Here is a 16,561-nt window from a genome sequence, read left to right as displayed (position 1 = left end):
GAAATATAAAAAGCCTGTACGCGTACCACGCATGGCCGCCGCCGTGCTTTACAATGCTGCGCAGCTATAGCGCGGGCTGACACGCGTACGCAAAGACATTTTCAGGAGACCAACTTGTCTATCGCCAAATTTAAACAAGCATCCATACCGGAAGGTTCGGCAGCCTTATTTTTTATCCAGATTTTCGCAACGCTGGGTTTTGCCGTTCTGTATTCGACGCTGGTCTTATATGCGACCAAAAAACTCAGTTTCAGCGTCAAGGATGCGACTGCCATCATGGGCGTGTTTGGCGCCTTCAATTATGGCTTGCACTTGTTTGGCGGTTATCTGGGCGGCCGCTTCATCAGTAACCGCAACCTGTTTGTCGGCGGCATGCTGCTGCAGGTGCTGGGTTGTGGCTGCATTTCTCTGGGTAGTGCAGAGCAGTTGTACTGGGGGCTGGGCTTATTCCTGACCGGCAGCGGCTTGAATGTGACCTGTATCAATATGATGCTCACACAACGCTTCAAGCCTGAGGACGACAGACGTGAAAGCGCGTTTTTGTGGAATTATGCGGGCATGAATCTGGGTTTTTTTGTCGGCTTTACCGCAGCCGGACATTTCCAGTTGCAGGAAAATTATTCTGGCCTGTTTATTTTTGCGACCGTAGGCAATTTCATGGCGATCGTGCTGGCGCTGGCGAACTGGCGGCGTCTGAAAGATCTGAACACGCCTTTGCTGGAAGCCGGTAAAGAGGAATTCAATAAACGTCTGCTGGTCGGTCTGGCAGTGCTGGTCGGTCTGGTGCCGGTGATTTATTTCATGCTGCATAAAGCCGAGCTGACCGGTAATCTGGTGCTGATTATCAGCATTATGATAGGTCTCATCATGCTGTATCTGACGCTCAAGCATGAGGATAAGCGCGAGCAGCGCAATATGATTGCCTACCTGTTGCTGACGCTGGGTTCGCTGGTATTCTGGACCTTGTATCAGATGGCACCGATGGGTTTACAACTGTTCGCTGTCAATAATGTGGACCGCATGGTATGGGGCGTCGAAGTCGCGCCGCAGTGGATACAGAATATCAACAGCTTTGTGATTATGGTCGGTGGCCCTTTGATGGCGATGTTTTTCCAGTCACTGCGTAAAAAAGGCTGGAATGTGGATGTGCCCGCACAGTTCTCGACTTCGCTGATCCTGATCGGCATAGGCTTTCTGGTGTTACCGCTGGGGATTACATTTGCTGCCCAAAACGGCATGGTCGCTTTCAAATGGATCTTCATCAGCTACCTGTTACAGAGTATCGCCGAGTTACTGATTTCCCCTGTTGGTTATGCCATGATAGGTAAGCTCGCACCAGCCCGTTATCAGGGCGTGATGATGGGAACCTGGATGCTGACCACCGGTACCGCGTCGATACTGGCCAGTTATTTCTCCGGTCTGATTCCTGAGGCTGGCGAAGGCATGGCGGTGGCGACTAATCCGACTTACCATCATATCTTCTCTATGCTGGGCTGGGGCAGTGTAGGCGTAGGCGTGTTGATGGTGGTAGTGATTCCTTTCCTGCGTAAGCTGATCAGTAACGCCAGCGAACCGAGGTCAGTATGAAGCCGCGCATCGTCATTACAGCTGCAGCGTTCAGTATGCTGATCGCGGTGGCGGCCGGTGCATTTGGTGCGCACGGTCTGAAGGCAGTGTTAAGCACAGAGATGCTGGCTATCTGGCAGACGGCAGTGCATTATCAGATGGTGCATGGACTGGGGTTGCTGGCAGTCGGCATACTGATGCCGCAATGGCCGCAGGCAAAACGGCTGGCGCTGGTGGCGACCGCCTTCGTCATCGGCATATTCCTGTTCAGCGGTAGTTTATATGTACTGGCCCTGACGGGAATACGCTGGCTCGGTGCGGTCACGCCTTTGGGTGGGGTGGCATTTCTGGCTGGCTGGTTGCTGCTGGCAATCAGCGCCTGGCAGCAGACTTCTGATGAATAAAAAAACCGGCCAGGCCGGTTTTTTTATATGTATTTCACAAGTATTGCAGATATAGCGCTTTACTCGCCGTTTTTTGCCACCGCACGCTGATAGGCAGGTCGCGCCTCGATCAGCTCGGTGAAGCGGGTCAGATTCGGGAATTTGTCCTTGCCCACGGTACGCACCACTGACTGGATCGCAAACGACAATTGGATGTCGGCACCGGTCAGATGATCGCCGACAAAGAAATCACGTCCTTGCAGTTCCGCATTCAAATAACCAAAGTGATTCGCGATTTCGCTGTGTATGCGCGGATGCAAAGGGGTGCCGGCTTCGCCCAGACGGCCTACATACAGGTTGAGCAGCAGTGGCAGCATGGCGGAGCCTTCTGCATAGTGCATGAATTGCAGATAGCGATAGTAGTCCGGGGTACCGGCTGGTGGTGCAAACTGGGCGCGGCCATAGGTATTGATCAGATATTCCAGTATCGCACCGGATTCAATCAGCACCAGGCCCTGATCCGCCAGCACGGGCGCTTTGCCGAGTGGATGTATTTGCTTCAGTTCAGGAGGTGCCAGCCGGGTTGTTGGGTCACGGTCATAGCTGATGACGAGGTAATCCAGGCCCAGTTCTTCCAGCATCCAGGTAATGCGGCGTGAGCGGGATTGTTTCAGGTGATGGACTTCTATCATGGGTGGTCTCCGGTTCGGTCAGACAGGATTTGTATTATGCACATAAAGCGCAATGCTTGCTGAGCGGCAAACATTTTTTCTTTTATTGTCGCGCCAGACGCAAACTGCACAGCCGCGCTTGCGATACAACAAAGCCAGTGCAGAAATGTCGTTGAACTGACTGCGCCATATCCCGATGCGGCATAGCATATCTAATCATATCCAATACCCATAAAATCAGGAGGAGCTATGTTGTCAGTACAGCAGCAGTACACAGAAAAGCATTGCATGCCGGAAGAGGCTTTACAGGTCATACACAATGGTGACTGGATCGTGGTACCGACCGGTGTGGGTGAGCCGCCAGCCTTACTGACTGCCCTGTCAGAACAGCGACGCCATTTTCAGAATATCCGTGTGGCGCAGATATTAGCGGTACGCAAATACGGCTATTTCGATCCCGCCACCGAGCAGCATGTAAGGCATGTGGCTTACTTTTTTGGTGCTGCTTCGCGTCCGGGCGGACAGGCCGGGCAGATCGATTTTATTCCCAGTTATTTTTCTGAAATGCCGATGTTGATAGAGCGCGGGCTGATGCCGGTCGATGTGGTATTCGCAATGGCTTCACCCATGAATGAAGAAGGCTATTTCTCGCTGAGTCTGGCGGCCGATTACACCATGGCTGGGATCGCGAAAGCGCGCGCAGTCGTGCTGGAAGTCAATCCTAATGTGCCTTTCGCTTACGGCAACTGCCATGTCCATATTTCCCAGGTGACGCGCCTGATTGAAAGCACAGAGCCTGTCACGGAAGTCGGCTTGCCGGTGATCGGTACGGTGCAGCAAGCCATAGGTCAGTATGTGGCGGAGATGATAGAAGATGGCTCGACTTTACAAATCGGTTATGGCGGAATTCCCGATGCCGTGGTCATGCAGCTGGTACAGAAAAAAGACCTGGGCATCCATACCGAAATGATAGGCGATGGCATTTTGAAGCTGATAGAAAGCGGTGCGGTCACTAATCGCCGTAAGAATTATTTGCCCGGAAAAACGGTGGCAACCTTCGCGCTGGGTTCGCGCAAACTGTACGACTACATGCATCAGAATCCTGCGCTGGAAATGCATCCGGTCGACTTTACCAATGACCCGTATCTGGCCGCAAAAAATGATCAATTGGTGGCGATTAATGCGACGCTGCAAATCGATTTGCTGGGGCAATGTGGCTCGGAAAGTCTGGGACATCTGCCTTATTCCGGTACCGGAGGTCAGGTCGATTTTGTGCGCGCAGCGAACCGCTCACGCGGTGGAAAAGCTTTTATCGTGCTGCCATCTACTGCTAAAAATGACAGCATCAGCCGTATCGTGCCAACCTTGACACCGGGTACGCATGTCACGACCGGCAAAAACGATATCAATTACGTGGTCAGTGAATACGGTGTGGCCCAGCTCAGAGGTAAATCAGCGCGTCAGCGTGTATTGGAAATGATCGCCATTGCTCATCCTGACTTCCGTCCAGAGTTGCGCGATCAGGCGCGCCATCTGCAATTGCTGTAAAAAAAGCTACAAAATAAAGCAAATTCAGGCACAATCGCACCGGTGCTGCCTGTACGTACAGGCGCGATTGATCAGCGTGAATCTAAAGGCAGAAAATGAAAAATATAGTCGTATGCAGCGTGTTGATGCTGGCTGCTGTGGCTCAGGCACAGACGCCAGTGTTCAAATGTGAATCAGGTGGCAAAGTCACCTGGTCAGACAAGCCTTGTGGCAGCAATAGTAAAGTGGTCAAGGTCAAGCCGCTGGGATCGGGCGAGCACAAGAACCCGGCCGCTGGTAAATACACGCCTCAGCCAGTCTCAACGCCATCGCCGCAGAAGCCTTAAGCCGGGTTCGCGCTATGCATCTGACGTGCCAGCAGCGCCGCCAGTATCAGTAAACGCAAGGGCGACTCTGGTGCCAGCCCGGGATTTAATTCCAGCAGATAGGCATGGTGGTGATTGCGTAATTCCTTAGGCAGTGACCAAGGATGATCCGACACACAGGCCAGTTCCTGGCCATTCTGCATAAAGCGATACAAAAAATTCTCCTGGTCGCTGTGCAGTTCCCCGATAAAACGCTCATCCGGATCCAGGATGCGAAAACTGCCAGTTCGCTGGCGCATGCGCTGGCAATACCCAACCAGTCCGCCATTGCCATCGTAAATCGCAATTTTGACTGCCAGTAAGGAAAAGCATTTCTGCAAACGCAGTACACGCTTGCCTTCCGGTGTACGCAGTTCCGCATGCAGAGGACGCAATACTTCCCAGTTCAGGATGCGTAGCAGCCGCGTGAAATGCCTGTGTTCTAATTCTCTGCATTCAATAATCGGTTGCTGAGTCAGCGGATCAAAGATGTCAAAATGCTTGCCCATCTCCAGCAAACCCAGCTGTTGCTGAACAAAAAATTGGTTTTTGCGTAAAACGGCATGCATGGAGACGGAGACTTTGCGCTGAAAGGCGCAAAGATAGCTGCGTTCAGCAGCAGGCATCAAGTAAGAAAATGTAAGTTAACCGCATCAAACATGACAAGGTGTGAGTGCCATGTCTGAGTGCCTGGGAACTTAGCCGCAAGCCTCAGAGCGCAGGTATCAGGCTCAGCGTAAAGGCAGGTAGATGTCGGTCAGTAAATCGGCTGGTGCCGTGCAGCGTGGATTGTTCAGGTAATCTTCAAATGGCGGCGCATCAGCCGCTTCCAATCCCGAGGCGGGCAGCCACTGGCCACAGAACCATTGGTAGACCGCTTGCATGGCGGAGTACGGCCCCTGATAACGCAATACCGCATATTTACCGGCCGCCAGACGCTGCTGCGTAAAAGGGGCTTCCACCGCATCTTGCCAACCAGATGGCAGGGAAATGCAGGCGAAAGAGCGCAGCTCTGCTTCCGGCGTCACCACCGGATCGTCCAGGAAAATCCCCAGCCAGCGCGTTTCCGCATTCATCCAGCCGCGAGCACCCGCATGGCTGTTGAGCAGATCAAAGGACTGGCTGATGCCCATATAGCTGCCACGATGCGCCAGCTGTAAAACCGGGATGGCGTCGATTTCACGGATACTGACCGGATAAGCGGCGAGCTCGGGCGCGGTAGTCGGTAAAGTCATGGTCACTCCTTGTTGACGAAAGCGGGCGGGTGGCAAACCGTAACTCTGTGAAAAAGTCCGGGTAAAGGATTGCAGATTCGGATAACCAACCTGTGCCGCGATCTGGCTGATGCGCAGGTCGCTGCGCAATAGCAAGGCAGCTGCCTTTTGCAGACGCAGACGTTTGACCGTGGCAATCACACTTTCACCATGCACACCCTGATAAATCCTGTGCCAGTGATAGACCGACATGCAGGCCAGATCAGCCAGTTGTTGCAGATCTAAAGGCTGATCCAGATGTTCATGCAGATAGGTAGTCACGCGCGCTAATCGGCGTTCGTAACTTTGCTGCAGCGGACTGATCGATGTCATGGAATGCGGCTCTTCTTTGTTTGCAGGGGCATTGGATATTGGATCATGGCGCTGTCAGTTGTCACAGGCTGCGCGGTTTGATACCTATGTAAATCATGCCAGATTCAGGCCCCAGATATTCTTCAAAATCAGTGCCATAGGCGCGCTCATACTCGTGCTGGTGCGCAAAGTGTTCCCATATTGTTTGCCATGTCTGGATAATCGCGTCCGGCATGGCACCTTGGGCTGGAAACGCCAGATAGCTGCCGCTTTGTATCTGAACCCCAGGCTGCGTATCTGCACCAGCTTTGACGCCTGCTGTGACATTGAATTCGCCATGCAGGTCCGATTCATAATGCGAATATACGCCGTACATTCGTTGGCTGAGGTCGGGCTGGCTGGCAAAGAAGCTGCCCCATAAGCCCGGGATGCGGCCACCAGGGCCAGTCTCGGCCGCGTTGCTGGTGCGGACACAGGCGCCACTGACATAAAATCCTGCTATCTGTTGTTGTTTCATTGTTCTGCACTCCGTTTTTTGATGTTATCCGGCGTAGTCTGCGACTAAGCCTGGATGCTTGTGGTTGCAGCGTACTGCTAAGGACTTACCAGTTCTTCTGGCTGAATCAACACTGCGTAAAAAAAGCATAGCACGCCATCATTTCACAAATCTTGCGGAGTTTTTTGCTATGGGCACTGTTTCCTGTGTGAATAGCATGGGAAAATAGCAGCCGCTGCCAGTTCTGGCCTGTTTCCCTGAAAGTAAGTTGCATGAGTGTTCGTTTTCGTTTGCCCGTTGTGATGGCAGGTATTGCTGCTGTATTTGCGCTGTGTGTGATGGCTGGTATTGCCTGGAACTGGGCGCCTGACCGTCCGTTGCAGGACCTGACACAGCAATGGGCACCTCCACCTTCACGCTTTATCGACGTGAATGGCTTATCGGTACATATCCGTGATGAAGGCGTGGCCGATGACCCTGTGCCGGTCTTGTTGATACACGGCACCTCATCCAGTCTGCATACCTGGGAAGGCTGGGTCAGTATCTTGAAAAAAGACCGGCGCGTGATCAGCATGGATTTACCCGGCTTTGGTTTGACCGGGCCGAATGCGGAGCAGGATTACAGCAACGCCGTCTATACCCGTTTTATACTGGACCTGATGGATCAGTTACATATCCGTAAAGCGGTCCTGGCTGGCAATTCACTGGGTGGCGAAATCGCCTGGAACGTGGCGGTGGCGGCACCTCAGCGCGTCGATAAACTGATACTGGTGGATGCTGCGGGCTATGCGTTTAAGCCACTTTCAATTCCTGCTGGTTTCCAAATTGCGCGGATACCGATTTTATCCTGGTTCATGGATCACACCTTACCCGCTTCCATGCTGGAAGAGAGTGTCAAGGATGTGTACGGGAATCCGGAAAAAGTCAGCCCGGCACTGCTGGCGCGTTACCGTGCGATGACCGTACGTGCCGGTAACCGTGCCGCTTTACGCAAGCGTATTCGCACCCTGAATCTGGGTGAAAATGCAGCCGATATTCAGCGTATCCATGTGCCCACGCTGATACTCTGGGGCGGCAAAGATAAACTGATACCGCCTGAAAATGCAGCCTGGTTCGCACGTGATATCGCGCAGTCCAGACTTATCATGTTTGATGAACTGGGCCATGTGCCGCAAGAAGAAGCGCCATTCGTGACCGCTGCCGCAGCCCGAATTTTTCTGGCACGTGACACGCGCTGAACACCTGGTGTATGCGCAGCAGCTTATATCTTTTAACTATGTCGACATAAAAATAAGGTCGTTTGCACACCGCATCTGTGCCCGTATGATCTGTTATCCCTCATGCCTTGAAGCGCATGGCAACACAGATTCCATACTTATATTTCAGCAGAAAGCACAGATGAAGCCCAATACAACGATCCGCGTCACAAGCGACGCCATCCCATTTTCCCGCTTGCAGTTATCGAGCCTGATTGCGACGCTGTTTATCACAGGCCTGAGCCCGGCAGCCTTCGCTCAGGTCAGCGCAGACAGCGATGCAGCACAGGTGATTGTGACCGGTACCCGCAGCGTCAAACGCACCGTGTCCGACTCCGAAGCGCCGATTGATGTACTGAGCAATAAAGATTTGCAGAATACCGGTAGCCTGGAACTGGGAACCGCACTCACTAAACTCTTGCCTTCACTGAATTTTCCGCGTCCAGCGGTGGCTGACGGTACCTCTTCTAACCGTCCGGCTCAGCTGCGCGGTTTGTCACCGGATCAGACCTTGGTGCTGGTCAATGGCAAACGCTGGCATACCACAGCGGTAGTGAATGTGAATGGCACAGCCGGACGTGGTTCGGCACCGGCTGATCTGAATACTATCCCGGTATCGGCGATTGAGCGGGTAGAAGTATTGCGTGATGGCGCTGCTGCGCAATACGGCTCGGATGCGATTGCGGGCGTGATTAATATCATTCTCAAAAAAGGCGCGGAAGGCGGTGAAATCCAGCTCGGTGGCGGACGTACCAGTCAGGGCGATGGCAATCAGCGCAGTATCAGCGCTAACTTTGGCACTCAGCTGGGTGATAAGGGCTGGGCACGCTGGACTGTGGAACAAAAGCATCAGGGTGATACCAACCGCGCCGGGCCCGATTTGCGTAATCCGCTTGAGCCCTTGTATGGCCGCGTGAATCAGAAACAGGGTGACCCTGATCTCGGGCAAATCCAGTTCGGCGTGAATGCCGGTCTGGCATTAAGTGACGATCTGGAGTTATATGGCTTCCTGCAATACAGCCAGCGCAAGACCGATGCCGCCGCTACCTGGCGCACTGCGTACAGCAGCGGTACCACACTGCGCTCACCTTTATATCCGCAAGGATTTTTGCCGAATCTGGCGGCTAATAATGAAGACTTGTCGGCCGTATTAGGTTTGAAAGGCAAGACCGCAGGCTGGCGCTGGGATACCAGCCTCAATAGCGGCAGCAACAGCTTCAGCCTGGATGTAAACAATAGCGCCAACCTGAGTTTAGGTGCCGCCAGCCCGACCAGTTTTTATGCCGGCAAGTTGAAAAATACCCAGACTCTGCTGAATCTGGACGCAGCCACTGAGCTGGATATTCCCGGCTTGTCGAATCCGGCCACGCTGGCGCTGGGCGCTGAATACCGGCGTGATCAGTATGCGATTTCCGCCGGTGAAGTGAATTCCTACAGCGGTAGCGGCGCTCAGGGCTTTTCTGGTTTCCAGCCTTCGAATGCAGGTAGTTTCCAGCGCCATAACCTGTCTTTTTATGCGAATCTGGAAGCAGAAATTTCGCGTCAGCTCAGCGCCTCGGTGGCAGTCCGTCATGAAAACTACAGTGATTTTGGCAATGTGACTTCGGGCAAATTATCGGCGCGCTATGTCGTGGTGCCGGAACTGGCTTTCCGTGCCGCCATCTCTAACGGCTTCCGCGCACCTTCACTGGCGCAGCAGAATTACACGATTTCCACCACCAATCTGATCACCATTAACGGCAGCTCGCAACTGGTGGATACCGGTACGTTTGGTGTCGCTACTGCGGCAGCCAAGGCGCTGGGTGCGAAGCCACTGCAAGCCGAAACTTCACGTAATCTGAGCCTGGGTACGGTGTGGCAACCAGTGCGCCAGGCTTCGCTGAGTGTGGATGCCTATCAGATCGATATCGATAAACGCATCCTGTACTCGGGCAATCTGGTGTTACCCGCCAGCCTGCAATCCTTGCTGGCGAAGCAGGGCGTACTGGTCGGCGCCGCACGGTATTTTGCGAATGCCTTTGATACCCGCACCCGTGGTGTGGATGTAGTTGGCACCTACCAATGGCAGCTGGCGGATAAAGACACACTCGGCCTGACTCTGGGCTATAACCGCAACACGACCAGCGTCAGCGGAGTCGCTGCCAACCCCGATATTCTGACGCAAAACAATCTGACTTTGATCGATAAGCAAACCATAGAACGTGCCACCCTGAGCAGCCCGAAAGACAAGCTCAGCCTGAGTGCTGACTATGCAAGCGGTGCCTGGAACCTGCACACTCAGGTCACACGTTATGGCAGCTTTGTTTCACCGCAAAATAATCCTGCGCTGGATCAGACTTATAGCGCCAATATCGTCGCCGATATCGCCATCAGTTATCGTAGCGGCCGCTGGAAACTCAGCGCTGGTATCGATAATCTGAACGATAAATATCCGGACAAAGTGACTTCTAACGGCAACCTGAACACCGGTGGCACACTAGCTTACAGCACCTTCTCTCCGTATGGTTTCAATGGCCGTTATCTGTACGCCAAAGCCAGCTACGCCTGGTAAGCTTTCACCGCCACACCCTAAAAAAAGCCGCTGATGCGGCTTTTTTTACGTTACTGCTCCGAGACATAAAATAATTAATTAAATTAAAAAAATTTTCGACAAACAGTAAATTTATATTGAATTACATATGCATTTGCAAATGTGACTCCGTTTATCGCACATCAATGGAGTCCGGCTCATGTCTCTTACTTCTCGCCCTAAAGCGACACATATCCGTTAGTTCAGCTCTTACTTTCTGTGGCTTAATACATTTGTGATCTGTTTCTTACCGTCGGGCGCCCTAGGCTCGTCGTGCAAATCTGGATGGCACCGTCAGGACAGCAAGGCATACTCAGTTTCTTCTCTCATACAGCGATGTACAGGGAATGATATACCTCGCCCGGCAAGGCATAGCGCAGGAAAAACGATGGATGGCGACCACGATTGTCTTGCTAAGCATTGCCTGCCTGGTCTGAATTTTCATACAAATTTACAACATGCTGAGTTTTTTCTATCAGGGTGAGATTTTTAACCGACAGGCAGTTCGTTGCGCACAGTATGGATTCTGGCTTTATCTCGCCTTGACTTAATGTGTTTATAGCTGGCAATTGATTGCCATTATTTCGACCAGAGGGGCCGTGCAACTTTGGACAAACTTTGCAGATTCTTTGTTTGTTGAGCTTGTAAATTTGGGTATCGCGAAGTTGCTTGTTTGGGCCTTAGAAATTGGAACAGAGCTGAATGAAGATGCAGCACTGGTCATTTGAGGAGCAGTGATGGCGATAATTGTTAATCTGGACGTCGTACTTGCTCAACGAAAAATGCGACTCAATACACTGGCTGAAGCTGTGCAAATTACGCCACAGAATCTCTCAGTCTTAAAAACCGGTAAGGCCAAAGCGATACGCTTTGATACCCTGGAAAAAATTTGTGAAGTTCTGCAATGCCAGCCGGGTGATATCCTGGCTTACAGTCCGTCAGCATCAGGCAACGAAAATTCACACAATAAGGAAAACTGATCGGTATTCAGTAGCGATATTTATGCGATCATCAATGCTCACAGCTTTTTATCGTCACGGAGGATGGTATGGCGCACGCATTGCTGGAGCAGTTGTGGACACAGGCTGGGGCGGATGTCGATTTTTGTCAGCGCCTGCAATTCACTGGAAGCGATATCCAGTTACCATCGACTTTCGCAGTCGGTACGCTGGCTTCGGCCAGTATTGCGGCACAGGCGCTGGCAGCGCAGCAACTGTGGGAAACGCGTGGCGGTGTAGAGCAGCAAATCCGTGTCGACCAGCGTCATGCACTGGCGATGTTTCGCAGCGAACGCTATCTGCGTATCGATAGCCAGGTACCTGAAGATACCTGGAGTCCGCTGACCGGCTACTATCCAACCGGTGATGGGCGCTGGATACAATTGCACACTCATTTTCCACATCACAGCGCCGGTGTTTTGCAGGTATTGGACAGTGCGGCGACACGGGAGGCTGTGGCCGCCGCCATCCTGCGCTGGAAGGCAGAGGAATTGGAAGCGGTGTTAGCGCAGGCTGGTATGTGCGCTGCCATGATACGCACTGAGCAGGAATGGGCGCAGCATCCGCAGGCGCAGGCCATCGCGGCTTTGCCTGTAGTTGAAATTCGCCGTATCGGCGATGCGCCAGTACAGCGTTTGCCATCGGCCACCCGCCCTTTGTTGGGGATTCGGGTGCTGGATTTGTCGCGTGTGATCGCAGCGCCGGTGGCTGCGCGCACGCTGGCGCAGCATGGTGCCGATGTGCTTGCGGTCGGTGCTGCCCATTTGCCGGAAATTCCTTTGTTGGTGATGGATACCGGGCGCGGAAAACGTAATACCCGCATCGATTTACGTAGTGCACCAGGACTGCAGCAAGTGGCACAGCTGATGCAACATGCCGACGTATTCCTGCAAGCTTACCGGCCAGGTGCACTGGCACAGTTTGGGCTGGATGCAGAAACCCTGGCTGCACGTTATCCCGGCATCGTGGTGGTCGGTTTGTCCGCATATGGGCAGCAGGGGCCATGGTCGCAAAGACGTGGTTTTGACAGTCTGGTGCAGTCGGCCAGCGGAATCGCGGATACTGAGGGTCAGGCGGCACATCTGAGCGGACCTGGCAAGCTGCCCTGTCAGGCATTGGATCATGCAACGGGTTATCTGGCGGCATTCGCTACGATGATTGCCTTACACCGCAGAGCGACCGAGGGCGGCAGCTGGCAGGTTCGCGTATCACTGGCCCAGACCGGGCGATTGCTGCAATCGCTGCCCAGATACGCCTTGAACGCACATGACGCTGAGTTAACGGCCGCAGAAATTGCAGCGTATTCTGAAATCACTGCCTCTGGCTTCGGTCAGATGCAGGCGATTCGTCCGGTGGAACACATGCCGGCTTGTCAGCCTTACTTTTTCCTGCCGGCGATGCCACGCGGTACCCATGTACCGCAATGGGGGCAGGGTACATAAAGTGGCAGGCCTGGCTTAAAGAACGTTAGCCACAATCTGTTTGAATTCGCGGTCTAGCTGTTCAGGGTGGGCGCTGCGCGTGATCACGGGTTCAGAAAAGGCAGCGCGGATCGCAGCTTCATCGGGCAAAAGTTTGACGTGCCAGTGTATCAGGCGCAGACCCGCATCTTTACAGGCCTTGGTTTTTTGATAGTCGGTTTCGTGACGATGTGCATTCTCGTTTCCATCATTCAGTTCTATCACTGCCAGCACAGAAAAGTCTTTATTGCAGATCACGTAGTCAAAACTCAGCTGATTAATACGCTGATGCCATTCCAGCAGATTAGCCCCCTTTTTAACGCCCAGTATGCGCGACATCTGTACCTGGCTCAGCACGATATGCTCGGGTAAAGCAGCCGTCAGCCGGTGGAACAAAATCTGTTCTGCTGCACCAAGCGGACGGCGCAGGCAATAAGGCCAGTTAGTATCGGCAAATTCAGGCTGATCTTGTTTGCGTATCAGACGGCTGGCTATCCACATCAGCAGCAACAGCGTCAGGGTAAAAGCAAGATATTTCACAATAGACTCCAATCCCGATTTAGTTAAATAAAAGACATTAATCACATATTGACGTATTGCTAACTACTTGGCAATATCATTTTAGTAATTATTCTGATATTTACAAATAAATATTTCGATTTTTTCTTTTGAATGCAGGCATTAGATTGGATGTATTAAGGAAAAATGCATGGTTTTTCCATATTTAATTCGTATTCTTGCGTATTCCAGACGGAATGTTTGATTGTTGCAAAAATTATAAAAATATGATTTTTATCTGAATGAGTTAGGGGATGGCTTGCTGAATAAGGGAGATGGCGGATCAGGCTAAATCTGGAACCAAGGGCAAACTTTGCTGTGTGCCTCAGTGTAACGGCACAGCATGCGAGCCTATGCAATGTAGAGAGAAACAATAGCTGTGTTAGGTAAAGATAAGACCAGTTAACACTCTGTGCGGGCCAGTATGCTGGCTCCTGGGTTTAAAAAATCCAGCAACAACTGACTGACGCGCTCAGCTTGTTCGAGTACCGACATATGGCCGCAATCATCCAGAATATGGCAGACCGCATGTGGTGCTGCGGCTTGCATATTGCGTGTTTCCTGTAGCGTGCGCATTTGATCGTCGCGGCTGGCGAGTAGCAGCAAAGGGCAGCGCAGTGCCGCCAGCGCAGCATGGCCGTCGGCACGGATGACGCCGAGTTGTTGACGGAATCGCTCAACGCCTAAATCGAGTGACATAGACTGCAGTAAATCCAGTAAAGCTTCGCGTTCAGGATGGGCCGGATGGACTGCGCGCTGCAATGCCGTGCGGGTTTGTCCGCGATACGGAAAAGTTTGCAGCATACGGATTTGCTGCTGATTCCTTTGCACCTCTTCCACACTCGAAGCGCGCGCCGAGGTATTGAGCAGACTCAGGCTACGCACCCGCTCGGGCGCGATGGCGGCTAAATGACGCGCTACATAGCCGCCCATGGAAAATCCGATCAGATGACATTGCTCAGGTAATTGCGGCAGCACGTGCAGCGCCATCGCTTCTATGCTGTCGCCTTGCAGCGGGCTGCATAGTATCAACGGGCCCCGTGTGGCGAGCGCTGGCTGTACCGCATGCCACAGGCGTGCGTCACACATGAAACCGGGTATCAGGACCAGAGGCAGGGAGGTAGCAGTCATCAGTAAAACCAGGGCCGGGCGTAGAAAAACGGCTATTGTAACCGCAGCCTGTACACGTCAGGCTGACAGCAGCGCGGCTGACTCTGCTTAGCCTGCAGCGAATGGAAATTGTTGCAGCAAGATGAAAGGTGCGCCAGCTTCGCTTTCATAGCATAGCGAAATGCCTTCTATGCACAGTGGTTCAGTCAGCGCGAAATGCCGTAGTGCTGCCTGATAAATCGCGTTGGCAGAATCCGTGTTATCGAGCGCATCGGTCAGGGTCAGATGAAAGCGAAATTCTTCTTCGGTATAGGGATAACCCCAGTGCGATAACAGGCGTAACTGGCGCGCACTCAATTGCTGTTGCTGCCGCTTTGCCAGTTCTTCTGGACGCAGTGGTGCACGCAAATGATCAAACTCACGCACACTGTGCATGGCCAGGGCATTGATCTGACTTTCATCCCCTTGCGGCCGTAAAGCCAGAAACTGACCCATACGGCTGACCTGAGGCGAGGGGATGGTGATGGCGCTGCGGCTGGCGCAGAAGGCTTGCAGCGCCTGTTCCAGGTCGGCACGCTGATATCCTTCCGCCAGACGGAAAGGCGCTTTCAGCGTGGCATGAAAACCATAGCGTCTGGCGTCGCGCGTCAGGGTATGTAAGACCTTGGGCGCGACGTCAGTTACGCGCAGTTGCTGTCCCTCCCGCAGGTCACGGATATCGCGGCCCAGCCACAGATTACCGGCTTGCAGCCAGACCGGGTTGGATACGGGGGAAAAGTAAAGCGCGTAACGGGCCATTAGTCACCTACCTGATCACTCGGAAAACGCAATGAATCGCGCAATAAAAAACTCATAGGCATGGACAGATTCGCACCCTTGGGCGGAATCGCGCGCATAAACCAGCGTTCGTAAATTTTATAAATTTCACCGTCGTGGATGATGCGCAGCATTTCCGTATCCACGATTTTTTTAAAGGCCAGATCATCTTTTCGCATCATGATGGAATACGGCTCTATTGATAAAGGATCGCCGATCACCATGAAATCCGCAGGCTTTTTCGCTTCTGCTTTCAGACTATAGAGTAAGACATCATCCATAGGAAAGGCATCGGCTTTACGTTCTTCCACCAGCCGGAAAGATTCCTGATCACTATTGCCCTCGATCAGGCGGATATTGAGGGAATTAATGTCGTTATGCTGGGCCAGCAATTGCACGGTGGTGGTGCTTTTGGTGGTCACGATAGTCCGGTTACGGAATTGATTCCAGTTTTTGATGCCGCTGTCGGAGCGTACCAGCGCTTTGACTGAAGAAAAGAAATGCGGAATCGTGAACCCGTATTTTTTGCGGCGCTCGGCATTATTGGTGGTGCTGCCGCATTCCAGATCGATTTTATCTTCCGTCAGCGCACTGAAGCGGGTAGTCGAATCGACGGGTACATAAAGTACTTTCAGATTGGGCAGCTTTAATTCTTTTTTCACCGCATCAGCGACCTTATTGCACAGTTCTATCGCGTAGCCATTCGCTTGCTGATTGCTGTCAGTGAACGCAAACGGCGGCGTCTCGCGCACACCGATGCTCAGTGTCTGGGTTTTGCGAATTTTACTGACCGTGTCAGCGGCGCTGGCAAAGCCAGATGCGAGCAGGGTACTGAGTAAGACTGCGATGTGTAGAGAGCGTTGCATACTAGGGCCTGTTAACAGTTAAATTACGTGTGCGAAAGGGGTAAAACAGTTGCAGGGCTAGGCGCAACCCGCGCAGCAGTGTGATCACTGTCAGCGGGATGCAACAACGCCATGCGGCTGTTTTCCCCCTTTCCCTCCGGGTTCAAGCCAAAACGTGTGCTGGACTGCGTTGCGTGCCTTGTCAGGGGCACCAGCCCTGACTGCGACACACGCCTTGCCAGCTCACGTTTTGGCTTGAACGCATCTCGCAATTTAAATGTTAACAGGCCCTCGATCCTTGTGAACAGCTTAAGCGTTGTACAAACAGGTATGCGCAGTGTCATAGAATTTTCGTGTTGGACCTTTGATACAGCTC

General features: G+C 52.7%; 16 protein-coding genes. 8 read left to right on the top strand and 8 right to left on the bottom strand.

Annotated features, from left to right (window positions below; genetic code table 11):
- Positions 1–114 precede the first annotated feature (114 nt).
- The gene (locus EYB48_RS04330; RefSeq protein ID WP_202927667.1) at positions 115–1,587 is read left to right on the top strand and encodes a peptide MFS transporter; all 1,473 of its coding nucleotides are present in this window, start codon (positions 115–117) and stop codon (positions 1,585–1,587) included.
- Positions 1,584–1,970 carry a DUF423 domain-containing protein gene (locus EYB48_RS04325; RefSeq protein ID WP_162019083.1) on the top strand — a complete coding sequence of 129 codons (387 nt, stop codon included), beginning with the start codon at positions 1,584–1,586 and terminating at the stop codon, positions 1,968–1,970. The genes EYB48_RS04330 and EYB48_RS04325 overlap by 4 nt, the downstream gene beginning before the upstream one ends.
- A gap of 59 nt (positions 1,971–2,029) precedes the next feature.
- Here EYB48_RS04325 and EYB48_RS04320 read toward each other — a convergent pair whose 3' ends face one another.
- Positions 2,030–2,641, bottom strand: a complete 612-nt coding sequence (locus EYB48_RS04320; protein WP_162019082.1) for a glutathione S-transferase family protein — start codon at positions 2,639–2,641, stop codon at positions 2,030–2,032.
- Positions 2,642–2,872: 231 nt separating this feature from the next.
- On the opposite strand from EYB48_RS04320, the gene EYB48_RS04315 reads away from it, so the two are divergent.
- Entirely contained in the window at positions 2,873–4,168 is a 1,296-nt protein-coding gene (locus EYB48_RS04315; RefSeq protein ID WP_408058259.1) for an acetyl-CoA hydrolase/transferase family protein, read from the top strand.
- Between the two features lie 95 nt (positions 4,169–4,263).
- Complete coding sequence (locus EYB48_RS04310) at positions 4,264–4,494, top strand: DUF4124 domain-containing protein (protein ID WP_162019080.1); 231 nt, start codon at positions 4,264–4,266, stop codon at positions 4,492–4,494.
- Here EYB48_RS04310 and EYB48_RS04305 read toward each other — a convergent pair.
- The 3 genes from EYB48_RS04305 to EYB48_RS04295 form a co-directional block, all read right to left on the bottom strand.
- Positions 4,491–5,081, bottom strand: a complete 591-nt coding sequence (locus tag EYB48_RS04305; protein WP_162019079.1) for a hypothetical protein — start codon at positions 5,079–5,081, stop codon at positions 4,491–4,493. The two genes, EYB48_RS04310 and EYB48_RS04305, sit on opposite strands and share 4 nt — an antisense overlap.
- Positions 5,082–5,243: 162 nt before the next feature.
- Positions 5,244–6,098, bottom strand: coding sequence for an AraC family transcriptional regulator (locus EYB48_RS04300; RefSeq protein WP_162019078.1), 855 nt, complete (start codon positions 6,096–6,098; stop codon positions 5,244–5,246).
- A gap of 61 nt (positions 6,099–6,159) precedes the next feature.
- Positions 6,160–6,594 (bottom strand): GyrI-like domain-containing protein, encoded by a 435-nt coding sequence (locus EYB48_RS04295; RefSeq protein WP_162019077.1) that lies wholly within the window; start codon positions 6,592–6,594, stop codon positions 6,160–6,162.
- Between the two features lie 251 nt (positions 6,595–6,845).
- Here EYB48_RS04295 and EYB48_RS04290 point away from each other — a divergent pair, with 251 nt between their 5' ends.
- The 4 genes from EYB48_RS04290 (at position 6,846) to EYB48_RS04275 (ending at position 12,838) form a co-directional block, all read left to right on the top strand.
- Complete coding sequence (locus EYB48_RS04290) at positions 6,846–7,811, top strand: alpha/beta fold hydrolase (protein WP_162019076.1); 966 nt, start codon at positions 6,846–6,848, stop codon at positions 7,809–7,811.
- 160 nt (positions 7,812–7,971) lie between these two features.
- Positions 7,972–10,380: a TonB-dependent receptor plug domain-containing protein gene (locus EYB48_RS04285; RefSeq protein WP_162019075.1), complete on the top strand. Its 2,409-nt coding sequence runs from the start codon at positions 7,972–7,974 to the stop codon at positions 10,378–10,380.
- A gap of 755 nt (positions 10,381–11,135) precedes the next feature.
- Entirely contained in the window at positions 11,136–11,378 is a 243-nt protein-coding gene (locus EYB48_RS04280; RefSeq protein WP_162019074.1) for a helix-turn-helix domain-containing protein, read from the top strand.
- Positions 11,379–11,446: 68 nt separating this feature from the next.
- Positions 11,447–12,838 carry a CoA transferase gene (locus EYB48_RS04275; RefSeq protein WP_162019073.1) on the top strand — a complete coding sequence of 464 codons (1,392 nt, stop codon included), beginning with the start codon at positions 11,447–11,449 and terminating at the stop codon, positions 12,836–12,838.
- Positions 12,839–12,853: 15 nt separating this feature from the next.
- Here the strand turns inward: EYB48_RS04275 and EYB48_RS04270 are convergent, their stop codons facing one another.
- The 4 genes from EYB48_RS04270 to EYB48_RS04255 form a co-directional block, all read right to left on the bottom strand.
- Positions 12,854–13,396 carry a DUF2726 domain-containing protein gene (locus EYB48_RS04270; protein WP_328823243.1) on the bottom strand — a complete coding sequence of 181 codons (543 nt, stop codon included), beginning with the start codon at positions 13,394–13,396 and terminating at the stop codon, positions 12,854–12,856.
- 420 nt (positions 13,397–13,816) lie between these two features.
- The gene (locus EYB48_RS04265; protein ID WP_162019072.1) at positions 13,817–14,545 is read right to left on the bottom strand and encodes an alpha/beta fold hydrolase; all 729 of its coding nucleotides are present in this window, start codon (positions 14,543–14,545) and stop codon (positions 13,817–13,819) included.
- An 87-nt stretch (positions 14,546–14,632) separates the two neighbouring features.
- The gene (locus tag EYB48_RS04260; protein ID WP_162019071.1) at positions 14,633–15,322 is read right to left on the bottom strand and encodes a DUF1045 domain-containing protein; all 690 of its coding nucleotides are present in this window, start codon (positions 15,320–15,322) and stop codon (positions 14,633–14,635) included.
- On the bottom strand, positions 15,322–16,206 hold the full coding sequence (locus tag EYB48_RS04255; RefSeq protein ID WP_162019070.1) for an amino acid ABC transporter substrate-binding protein: 885 nt from the start codon (positions 16,204–16,206) through the stop codon (positions 15,322–15,324). The genes EYB48_RS04260 and EYB48_RS04255 overlap by 1 nt, the downstream gene beginning before the upstream one ends.
- Positions 16,207–16,561: the final 355 nt, after the last annotated feature.

The sequence above is a fragment of the Cognatundibacterium crateris genome, assembly GCF_010078235.1.
In the GTDB taxonomy this organism is placed as follows: Bacteria; Pseudomonadota; Gammaproteobacteria; order Burkholderiales; family Burkholderiaceae_D; genus Undibacterium; species Undibacterium crateris.
The sequence above is the reverse complement of the archived record's forward strand: the minus strand, read 5'-3'. Positions and strand labels throughout refer to the sequence as shown.

Bases quoted from the DNA above. Each gene is read 5' to 3' on its own strand.
- EYB48_RS04325 (WP_162019083.1), top strand. From the start codon at position 1,584: ATGAAGCCGCGCATCGTCATTACAGCTGCAGCGTTCAGTATGCTGATC.
- EYB48_RS04320 (WP_162019082.1), bottom strand. From the start codon at position 2,641: ATGATAGAAGTCCATCACCTGAAACAATCCCGCTCACGCCGCATTACC.
- EYB48_RS04310 (WP_162019080.1), top strand. From the start codon at position 4,264: ATGAAAAATATAGTCGTATGCAGCGTGTTGATGCTGGCTGCTGTGGCT.
- EYB48_RS04305 (WP_162019079.1), bottom strand. From the start codon at position 5,081: ATGCATGCCGTTTTACGCAAAAACCAATTTTTTGTTCAGCAACAGCTG.
- EYB48_RS04300 (WP_162019078.1), bottom strand. From the start codon at position 6,098: ATGACATCGATCAGTCCGCTGCAGCAAAGTTACGAACGCCGATTAGCG.
- EYB48_RS04295 (WP_162019077.1), bottom strand. From the start codon at position 6,594: ATGAAACAACAACAGATAGCAGGATTTTATGTCAGTGGCGCCTGTGTC.
- EYB48_RS04290 (WP_162019076.1), top strand. From the start codon at position 6,846: ATGAGTGTTCGTTTTCGTTTGCCCGTTGTGATGGCAGGTATTGCTGCT.
- EYB48_RS04285 (WP_162019075.1), top strand. From the start codon at position 7,972: ATGAAGCCCAATACAACGATCCGCGTCACAAGCGACGCCATCCCATTT.
- EYB48_RS04280 (WP_162019074.1), top strand. From the start codon at position 11,136: ATGGCGATAATTGTTAATCTGGACGTCGTACTTGCTCAACGAAAAATG.
- EYB48_RS04275 (WP_162019073.1), top strand. From the start codon at position 11,447: ATGGCGCACGCATTGCTGGAGCAGTTGTGGACACAGGCTGGGGCGGAT.
- EYB48_RS04265 (WP_162019072.1), bottom strand. From the start codon at position 14,545: ATGACTGCTACCTCCCTGCCTCTGGTCCTGATACCCGGTTTCATGTGT.
- EYB48_RS04260 (WP_162019071.1), bottom strand. From the start codon at position 15,322: ATGGCCCGTTACGCGCTTTACTTTTCCCCCGTATCCAACCCGGTCTGG.
- EYB48_RS04255 (WP_162019070.1), bottom strand. From the start codon at position 16,206: ATGCAACGCTCTCTACACATCGCAGTCTTACTCAGTACCCTGCTCGCA.